Consider the following 7425-nt stretch of genomic DNA (forward strand, 5'->3'; position numbering starts at 1 on the left):
GGTTCAAAACGCAACTCCTGCCTGCTTTGAAGACACCTCATGTTATTATCATGGACAATGCTAGTTTTGATCCCAAGAACATTTTGGATGAACTCTGCATCCAAGATAAACACTTTTTCTTACCTCTACCGCCTTATTCACCAGATTTGAATCCTATTGAGCAAGCTTGGGCTATCTTGAAAAAGAAAGTGACGGATTTATTAAGGGAAGTCCCAACTATTTTTGAATGGTTGGAACGCTTTTTAAAAACTAAATGACTATAAAAAGAAATGCCACGCTATGAAGGCTCAAGCGATTGTCACAAGTCAAGGGAGAATTGTTTCTTTGGATATCGCTGTGAACTATTGTCATGATATGAAGTTGTTCAAAACGAGTCGCAGAAATATCGGACAAGCTGGTAAAATCTTGGCTGACAATGGTTATCAAGGACTCATGAAGCTATATCCTCTTTTGCAGGAAGTCTAATATTGTTATAATTTAATTTGAATTCCAAAATCACATTGTTCAGTCTGTATTTCGTTTTACTATAGGTCTTCCTAAACTCCAAAGTTTCTGCGTCAAATTTCCTATTTTCGCTGTAGCCTTTGATACTTCGAACGACAATTTGAACCATATATTCAAAAAAAATGAAAAATTTGTGCCAACAAGCCTAAATATTCTGAAAATTTGTTTGATTTTTAATGCATAATGTGATATAATGGTTGTCAATCTATAATTCACATAAACAGAGGAGTAGAAAATGAAAAAAAGTCGTGTATTTGCTACAGCAGGTCTTGTTTTATTAGCAGCAGGTGTACTTGCAGCATGCAGTTCTTCAAAATCATCTGATTCATCAGCCTCTAAAGCTTATGGCTATGTTTATACAGCAGACCCAGAAACCTTGGACTACCTGATTTCAAGTAAAAATAGTACAAAAGTAGTGACTTCAAATGGGATTGATGGTTTATTTACTAATGATAATTACGGAAATCTTACCCCTGCAGTGGCAGAGGATTGGGAAGTCTCTAAGGATGGTTTGACCTACACTTATAAGATTCGTAAAGGGGTTAAATGGTTTACCTCGGATGGAGAAGAATATGCAGAGGTGACGGCTAAAGATTTCGTGAACGGTTTAAAACACGCAGCAGATAAAAAATCAGAAGCTATGTATTTAGCTGAAAATTCGGTTAAAGGCTTGGCAGATTATCTATCAGGAACTTCAACAGATTTTTCAACAGTTGGTGTCAAGGCGGTTGATGATTATACGTTACAATACACTTTGAACCAGCCTGAACCGTTCTGGAACTCTAAGTTGACCTATTCTATTTTCTGGCCTCTGAATGAAGAATTCGAAACATCAAAAGGAAGCGATTTTGCTAAACCAACAGATCCGACATCCTTGCTTTATAATGGGCCATTCTTGTTGAAAGGGTTGACTGCAAAATCTTCTGTAGAGTTTGTGAAAAATGAGCAATATTGGGATAAAGAAAATGTCCACCTAGATACTATCAATCTAGCTTACTATGATGGCTCAGATCAGGAGTCGCTAGAGCGTAACTTCACTAGTGGAGCTTATAGTTATGCCCGTCTTTTCCCTACCAGCTCCAACTATTCTAAGGTTGCAGAAAAATACAAGGACAATATCTATTACACACAACCAGGCTCTGGGATTGCTGGTCTGGGTGTGAATGTTGATCGCCAAAGTTACAACTATACTTCTAAAACTACAGATTCAGAGAAAGCAGCTACTAAGAAGGCATTGCTTAACAAAGATTTCCGTCAAGCCTTGAATTTTGCTCTTGATCGCTCAGCTTACTCAGCTCAAATCAATGGTAAAGATGGAGCAGCTTTAGCAGTTCGTAATCTATTTGTAAAACCAGACTTTGTTTCAGTTGGTGAGAAGACCTTTGGTGATTTAGTCGCTGCTCAACTTCCTGCTTATGGAGATGAGTGGAAAGGTGTGAATTTAGCTGATGGGCAGGATGGTTTATTCAATGCTGACAAGGCCAAGGCAGAGTTTGCGAAAGCTAAGAAAGCTTTAGAAGCAGATGGCGTTCAGTTTCCTATTCATCTGGATATTCCAGTAGACCAAGCATCAAAAGGCTACATCGCCCGTATTCAGTCCTTTAAACAATCTGTAGAAACAGTTCTTGGTGTTGAAAATGTCGTTGTCGATATTCAACAAATGACAAGTGATGAATTCCTTAATATTACTTACTATGCTGCCAATGCTTCATCTGAGGATTGGGATGTATCGGGAGGAGTTACATGGGGACCAGACTATCAAGACCCATCTACTTACTTGGATATTTTAAAAACAACTAGCAGTGAAACTACAAAAACATATTTAGGATTTGATAATCCAAATAGCCCTTCAGTAGTTCAAGTTGGTTTGAAAGAATACGATAAATTGGTTGATGAAGCTGCCAAAGAGACAAGCGACTTGAATGTCCGTTATGAAAAATATGCAGCGGCTCAAGCATGGTTGACTGATAGTTCTCTCTTTATTCCTGCTATGGCTTCTTCTGGTGCAGCACCGGTGCTTTCACGAGTTGTTCCATTTACTGGAGCTTCTGCGCAAACAGGCTCTAAGGGGTCAGATGTTTACTTCAAATATTTGAAATTGCAAGATAAAGCGGTGACTAAGAAAGAGTATGAAAAAGCTCGTGAAAAATGGTTGAAAGAAAAAGCTGAATCAAATGAGAAAGCTCAAAAAGAATTGGCAAGTCATGTGAAGTAAATAATTTCTAATAGAACTTTCTCTCCATGAGGAGAAGGTTCTTTTGGGATTTTTAAAGGAAATAATATGAAAAAATATATTTTTATGCGTGTTTTGCGGTCATTGGTTTCGATTTTCTTAGTGACGACTTTGACCTACACGATTATCTATACCTTGGTTCCTCGAAAATTGATTTTCAAGCAGGATCCTAACTATAATAAAATTGCGACAACGGCTGATAAACGTGATAACTATGAAAATACTGTGTTTGAGCGTATGGGCTACATTGAGTATTACGATACTAAAGAGTTGCAAGAAAAGGCAAGTAGCATGGATTCTTCTGTAACAGTAGAAGCAAATGCGACCAATAAAGCTATTTATGAAAAGTACATCAATCAATTAGGTCATGGTTGGACCTTGGGAGAATTTACTGAAAGTGGTCAATTCTATGCTAGTCGTGAAATCCCCATTTTTGAACGTGTTTTTCACTTCTATGCTAACTTGATTGACATTGACCATACAAATAAAATCCAAGACCCTGAAAATCCAGACTTGAAACGCTACCTTCGTTTTGAAAATGATCCAGCTATCGGATGGTCATTGGTCGGTTCAGGAACTAAACATAAATATCTCTTATACTTTAACAGTCAGTTCCCATTTGTTCATCAAAACTTTGTGAACTTGAATTTAGGTGACTCTTACCCAACCTATGCTAATACACCAGTTCTTCAGGTTATTACTCAAGGTCAAGGACAAACCAAAACTGCCCAAGTTCAGTTCCCAACAGGTAAGAAAACGTCTTCTGTAAATATTTACTCAAGAACCTACAAGTCACCTAGTCAGGCTGACTCTCGTGAAGTAGCTAGCTATGGGAAAGATGATCCTTATACAGCGACTGAAAGTAATTACCAATATCCATCTATGATTGTCAGCTCTGCTATTACTGGTTTGATTGGTTTGGTGATTTCTTATGCGATTGCAGTGCCACTTGGTTCAGCCATGGCTCGTTTCAAGAACACTTGGATTGATAGCTTCTCAACAGGGGCTTTGACCTTCTTGCTTGCTCTTCCAACCATTGCCTTGGTTTACATCGTTCGATTGATTGGATCATCTATTGGTCTTCCAGATTCGTTCCCTATCTTGGGAGCTGGAGATTGGCGTTCTTACGTTTTACCAGCAGTCATCCTTGGTTTGTTGGGTGCTCCTGGTACAGCTATTTGGATTCGTCGTTACATGATTGACTTGCAATCTCAAGACTTTGTTCGTTTCGCTCGTGCAAAAGGTTTGTCTGAAAAAGAAATTTCAAACAAACACATCTTTAAAAATGCCATGGTTCCGCTGGTTTCAGGAATTCCTGGTGCTATTATTGGGGTTATCGGTGGTGCAACCCTTACTGAAACAGTCTTCGCCTTCCCAGGTATGGGTAAAATGTTGATTGACTCTGTAAAAGCATCTAATAACTCTATGGTCGTTGGTCTTGTCTTCATCTTTACATGTATTTCTATCTTCTCACGTCTTTTGGGAGATATTTGGATGACTATTATTGACCCACGTATTAAATTGACTGAGAAAGGAGGCAAATAATGTCTACAATCGATAAAGAAAAATTTCAGTTTATAAAACGTGACGATTTTGCCTCTGAAACTATTGATGCGCCAGCATATTCTTACTGGAAATCAGTGTTTAGACAATTTATGAAGAAAAAATCAACTGTAGTCATGTTGGGAATCTTGGTAGCCATCATTTTGATGAGTTTCATCTACCCAATGTTTTCTAAGTTTGATTTCAATGATGTCAGCAAGGTAAACGACTTTAGTGCTCGTTATATCAAGCCAAATGCTGAGCATTGGTTCGGTACAGACAGTAACGGTAAATCACTCTTTGACGGTGTCTGGTTTGGAGCTCGTAACTCTATCCTTATTTCTGTGATTGCGACAGTGATTAACTTGGTTATCGGTGTTTTTGTCGGTGGTATTTGGGGAATTTCAAAATCAGTTGACCGTGTCATGATGGAAGTTTATAACGTCATCTCAAACATCCCATCTCTTTTGATTGTCATTGTCTTGACTTACTCAATCGGAGCTGGATTCTGGAATCTGATTTTTGCTATGAGTGTGACGACATGGATTGGGATTGCCTTCATGATCCGTGTGCAAATCTTGCGTTATCGTGATTTGGAATACAACTTGGCGTCACGTACTTTGGGAACACCAACCTTGAAGATTGTTGCCAAAAACATCATGCCACAATTGGTATCTGTTATTGTGACAACCATGACTCAAATGCTTCCAAGCTTTATCTCATACGAAGCCTTCTTGTCTTTCTTCGGTCTAGGATTACCGATTACCGTGCCAAGTTTGGGTCGTTTGATTTCGGATTATTCACAAAACGTAACAACCAATGCTTACTTGTTCTGGATTCCATTGACAACTCTTGTCTTGGTATCCTTGTCCCTTTTCGTAGTTGGTCAAAACTTAGCGGATGCTAGTGATCCACGTACACATAGATAGGAGTAGAAATGACAAAAGAAAAAAATGTAATTTTGACTGCTCGCGATATTGTCGTGGAATTTGACGTTCGTGACAAAGTATTGACAGCCATTCGCGGCGTTTCCCTTGAACTAGTTGAAGGAGAAGTATTAGCCTTGGTAGGTGAGTCAGGATCAGGAAAATCTGTTTTGACAAAGACCTTCACAGGTATGCTCGAAGAAAATGGTCGCATTGCCCAAGGTAGTATTGACTACCGTGGTCAGGATTTGACAAATCTATCTTCTCACAAGGATTGGGAACAAATTCGTGGTGCTAAGATTGCGACTATCTTCCAGGATCCAATGACTAGTTTGGACCCCATTAAAACAATTGGTAGCCAGATTACAGAAGTTATTGTAAAACACCAAGGAAAAACAGCCAAGGAAGCAAAAGAATTGGCCATTGACTACATGAATAAAGTTGGAATCCCAGACGCAGATAGACGTTTTGATGAATACCCATTCCAATATTCTGGAGGAATGCGTCAACGTATCGTTATTGCGATTGCCCTTGCCTGCCGACCTGATGTCTTGATCTGTGATGAGCCAACAACTGCCTTGGATGTAACCATTCAAGCTCAGATTATTGATTTGCTAAAATCTTTACAAAACGAGTATCATTTCACAACAATCTTTATCACTCACGACCTTGGTGTGGTAGCAAGTATTGCGGATAAGGTAGCGGTTATGTATGCAGGAGAAATCGTTGAGTATGGAACTGTTGAGGAAGTCTTCTATGACGCTTGCCATCCATATACATGGAGTCTCTTGTCTAGCTTGCCTCAGCTTGCTGATGATAAAGGGGATCTTTACTCAATCCCAGGAACACCTCCGTCACTTTATACTGACTTGAAAGGGGATGCCTTTGCCTTGCGTTCTGACTATGCAATGCAGATTGACTTCGAACAAAAAGCTCCTCAATTCTCAGTATCAGAGACACATTGGGCTAAAACTTGGCTACTTCATGAGGATGCTCCAAAAGTAGAAAAACCAGCTGTGATTGCAAATCTCCATGATAAGATCCGTGAAAAAATGGGATTTGCCCATCTGGCTGACTAGGAGGAAGGAAATGTCTGAAAAATTAGTAGAAATTAAAGATTTAGAAATTTCCTTCGGTGAAGGAAGTAAGAAGTTTGTCGCGGTTAAAAATGCTAACTTCTTTATCAACAAGGGAGAAACGTTCTCGCTTGTTGGTGAGTCAGGTAGTGGGAAAACAACTATTGGTCGTGCTATCATCGGTCTCAATGATACAAGTAATGGAGATATCATTTTTGAGGGTCAAAAGATTAATGGTAAGAAATCGCGTGAACAAGCTGCGGAATTGATTCGTCGTATCCAGATGATTTTCCAAGACCCTGCGGCAAGTTTGAATGAACGTGCGACTGTTGATTATATTATTTCTGAAGGTCTTTACAATCACCATTTGTTTAAGGATGAAGCAGAGCGTGAAGAGAAAGTTCAAAATATTATCCGTGAAGTGGGTCTGCTTGCTGAGCATTTGACTCGTTACCCTCATGAGTTTTCAGGTGGTCAACGTCAACGTATCGGTATTGCCCGTGCCTTGGTCATGCAACCAGACTTTGTTATTGCGGATGAACCAATTTCAGCCTTGGACGTTTCTGTGCGTGCCCAAGTCTTGAACTTGCTCAAAAAATTCCAAAAAGAACTTGGCTTGACCTATCTCTTTATCGCCCATGACTTGTCGGTTGTTCGTTTTATTTCAGATCGTATCGCAGTTATTTACAAGGGTGTTATTGTAGAGGTTGCAGAGACAGAAGAATTGTTTAACAATCCAATTCACCCATATACTCAAGCCTTGCTTTCAGCGGTACCAATCCCAGATCCAATCTTGGAACGTAAGAAGGTCTTGAAGGTTTACGACCCAAGTCAACACGACTATGAGACTGATAAACCATCCATGGTTGAAATCCGTCCAGGTCACTATGTTTGGGCGAACCAAGCCGAATTGGCACGTTATCAAAAAGGACTAAACTAGTAATGGTTTTATAATTTCCATGTCAATTTTTAGGCTCTTTGTCAACTGTAGTGGGTTGAAGTCAGCTAAGCACGAGAAAGGACAAATTTCGTCCTTTCTTTTTTGATGTTCAGAGCGATAAAAATCCGTTTTTTGAAGTTTGAAAAGAGAAGAAAAAAAAAGGAAAACCGTTTGATAACAAACACGACACTATTGGTCGCTTCC

7 protein-coding genes and 2 pseudogenes are annotated in these 7425 nt (G+C 39.3%); 7 read left to right on the forward strand and 2 right to left on the reverse strand.

Annotation, left to right across the window (positions count from 1 at the left end; translation table 11 throughout):
* Both HT719_RS05050 and HT719_RS05055 read left to right on the forward strand, forming a co-directional pair.
* A partial coding sequence (locus HT719_RS05050) for a transposase (protein WP_172928451.1) occupies nt 1–257 on the forward strand: 257 nt, incomplete at its 5' end.
* A gap of 4 nt (nt 258–261) precedes the next feature.
* Nucleotides 262–447: pseudogene (locus HT719_RS05055) on the forward strand (transposase); the annotation flags it as partial.
* Here HT719_RS05055 and HT719_RS11570 read toward each other — a convergent pair.
* Nucleotides 431–613, reverse strand: a complete 183-nt coding sequence (locus HT719_RS11570) for a hypothetical protein (RefSeq protein WP_240156552.1) — start codon at nt 611–613, stop codon at nt 431–433. The pseudogene HT719_RS05055 and the gene HT719_RS11570 overlap by 17 nt on opposite strands.
* Before the next feature lie 126 nt (nt 614–739).
* Between HT719_RS11570 and HT719_RS05060 the strand changes: the two genes are divergently transcribed.
* From HT719_RS05060 to HT719_RS05080, 5 genes are all read left to right on the forward strand, one after another.
* Nucleotides 740–2719, forward strand: coding sequence for a peptide ABC transporter substrate-binding protein (locus tag HT719_RS05060; protein WP_172928453.1), 1980 nt, complete (start codon nt 740–742; stop codon nt 2717–2719).
* Between the two features lie 66 nt (nt 2720–2785).
* Complete coding sequence (locus HT719_RS05065; protein WP_050207981.1) at nt 2786–4282, forward strand: ABC transporter permease; 1497 nt, start codon at nt 2786–2788, stop codon at nt 4280–4282.
* Nucleotides 4282–5208 (forward strand): oligopeptide ABC transporter permease OppC, encoded by a 927-nt coding sequence (gene oppC / locus HT719_RS05070; RefSeq protein WP_000103690.1) that lies wholly within the window; start codon nt 4282–4284, stop codon nt 5206–5208. The genes HT719_RS05065 and oppC overlap by 1 nt, the downstream gene beginning before the upstream one ends.
* An 8-nt stretch (nt 5209–5216) precedes the next feature.
* A complete protein-coding gene (locus tag HT719_RS05075) occupies nt 5217–6284 on the forward strand; it encodes an ABC transporter ATP-binding protein (protein WP_000159563.1) in 1068 nt (355 codons plus the stop codon).
* A gap of 10 nt (nt 6285–6294) precedes the next feature.
* On the forward strand, nt 6295–7221 hold the full coding sequence (locus HT719_RS05080; protein WP_001291300.1) for an ATP-binding cassette domain-containing protein: 927 nt from the start codon (nt 6295–6297) through the stop codon (nt 7219–7221).
* Between the two features lie 65 nt (nt 7222–7286).
* Here the strand turns inward: HT719_RS05080 and HT719_RS05085 are convergent.
* Nucleotides 7287–7425: pseudogene (locus tag HT719_RS05085) on the reverse strand (ISL3 family transposase); the annotation flags it as partial.

The organism is Streptococcus sp. k-378 (assembly GCF_013277505.1).
Lineage (GTDB): Bacteria > Bacillota > Bacilli > Lactobacillales > Streptococcaceae > Streptococcus > Streptococcus pseudopneumoniae.

What these genes read in the sequence shown, in the direction of transcription:
- HT719_RS05080 (WP_001291300.1), top strand. Translation starts at nt 6,295, where the DNA reads ATGTCTGAAAAATTAGTAGAAATTAAAGATTTAGAAATTTCCTTCGGT.
- HT719_RS11570 (WP_240156552.1), bottom strand. Translation starts at nt 613, where the DNA reads ATGGTTCAAATTGTCGTTCGAAGTATCAAAGGCTACAGCGAAAATAGG.
- HT719_RS05065 (WP_050207981.1), top strand. Translation starts at nt 2,786, where the DNA reads ATGAAAAAATATATTTTTATGCGTGTTTTGCGGTCATTGGTTTCGATT.
- oppC (WP_000103690.1), top strand. Translation starts at nt 4,282, where the DNA reads ATGTCTACAATCGATAAAGAAAAATTTCAGTTTATAAAACGTGACGAT.
- HT719_RS05075 (WP_000159563.1), top strand. Translation starts at nt 5,217, where the DNA reads ATGACAAAAGAAAAAAATGTAATTTTGACTGCTCGCGATATTGTCGTG.
- HT719_RS05060 (WP_172928453.1), top strand. Translation starts at nt 740, where the DNA reads ATGAAAAAAAGTCGTGTATTTGCTACAGCAGGTCTTGTTTTATTAGCA.